The organism is Pseudokineococcus marinus (genome assembly GCF_013004605.1).
Taxonomy (GTDB): domain Bacteria; phylum Actinomycetota; class Actinomycetes; order Actinomycetales; family Quadrisphaeraceae; genus Pseudokineococcus; species Pseudokineococcus marinus.
This window is the reverse complement of sequence record NZ_JABEMA010000507.1, coordinates 1-1,439: the sequence shown is the minus strand read 5'-3', so window position 1 is coordinate 1,439 and position 1,439 is coordinate 1. Positions and strand designations below refer to the sequence as shown.

Annotated in this window: 1 protein-coding gene; it reads right to left on the bottom strand. The window is 76.2% G+C overall.

Annotated features, from left to right (window positions below; translation table 11 throughout):
* Positions 1–13: 13 nt before the first annotated feature.
* Positions 14–1,414, bottom strand: a complete 1,401-nt coding sequence (locus HLB09_RS17060; RefSeq protein ID WP_171204481.1) for a complex I subunit 5 family protein — start codon at positions 1,412–1,414, stop codon at positions 14–16.
* Positions 1,415–1,439 lie beyond the last annotated feature (25 nt).

Genomic DNA, 1,439 nt, shown 5'->3' with positions numbered 1-1,439 from the left:
CATTTCACGATCGTCAGCGAGACGCTGACCGGCCGACGATCGGATGCGGGGCGGCGAGGGCGTCGTCGTGGCCAGCGCCTTGAGCGAGCTCCGGCTCGCCGACTGGAAGTCGGCTTACAGGAATGAGCATGGAGACGAGCGTGAGCAGGCTCACCGCGACGAGCACCGACGCCGTGACCCACCGCCCGTCCTCGCCCGCCGCGAGGACGAGCGCCAGCTTGGCGACGAAGCCCGAGGTCGGGGGCAGCCCGGCGAGGGCGGCGGCGGCCAGCGCGAAGGCGACGGCGAGGACCGGCTCCCGGTGGGCGAGCGAGCCGAGGCGCTCGAGCGCCGTCGTGCCGTACCGGGTCTCGACCGCCCCGGCGACCATGAGCAGGGCCGCCTTGACGAGCACGTACTGCAGGAGGAAGACGACGAGCGCCGCCGTCCCCGCCGTCCCGGCCAGCCCGAGGGCGGCGAGCAGGTACCCGACCTGGCTGACCATGTGGGCGACGAGCACGGTGGTCATCTCGTGCTCGCCGACCGCGAGGAGCACCCCGACCACCGCGGTGACGAGGCCGACCACCAGCACGACCTGGGGCACGAGCGAGCCCTCGGGCAGGAGCAGCGCGTCGAGCCGCACGAGGACGACGACGCCCGTCTTGGTGAGCAGGCCGGAGAAGACGGCGAGGACGGCGGGGCCGGCGACGGCGTAGCTGCGGGGCATCCACCCGTGGAGGGGGACGGCGGCGGCCTTGACGCCCATGGCGAGCAGGAGCAGCCAGACGCCCGCCTGCCGGGCGGGGGTGGCGGGCCCGGCGGCCAGCTCGGCGAGGGCCACCGTGCCGCTGGCGGCGTAGACGAGGCCCACGCCGACGAGGAAGACGGTGGAGGCGAGGAGGTTGACGGCCACGTAGAGGCGGGCGGCCGCCAGCCGCCGCCGGGTGCGGCGCCGGCCGAGGAGGAGGAGCACGTAGCTCGGGACGAGCATGACCTCGACGAAGACGAAGAGGTTGAACAGGTCGGCCGTGAGCAGCGCCCCGTGCACGCCGGCGGACATGACGAGGACGAGGGGCACGAGGGCGGGCGCCCGGTCCTCGCGCGTGCCGCCCGCGAAGACGAGGCCGGCGAGCACGACGAGGGAGACGGCGAGGAGGACGGCGGAGGCGAAGACGTCGGCGGCCAGGGCGATGCCGAGGCCGGGCACCCAGCCCCCGACCTGCGTGGCGGGCACCTCGCCGGACAGCGTGCGCGCGAGGAGCAGGGCGGCGACGACGCCGACGGCGCCGCTCGTCGCGACGCCGGCCCAGCGGGCGAGGGCCGGGGACCCGGCGCCGGACGTCCCCCGCAGGAGGACGAGGAGCCCGGCGACGAGCATCGGCAGCACGACGGGGGCGACGACGAGCGCCTGGGCGCCCGGCCCTGCGGCGCTCACCGGGCGGCTCCGGCGCCGCGGCCGT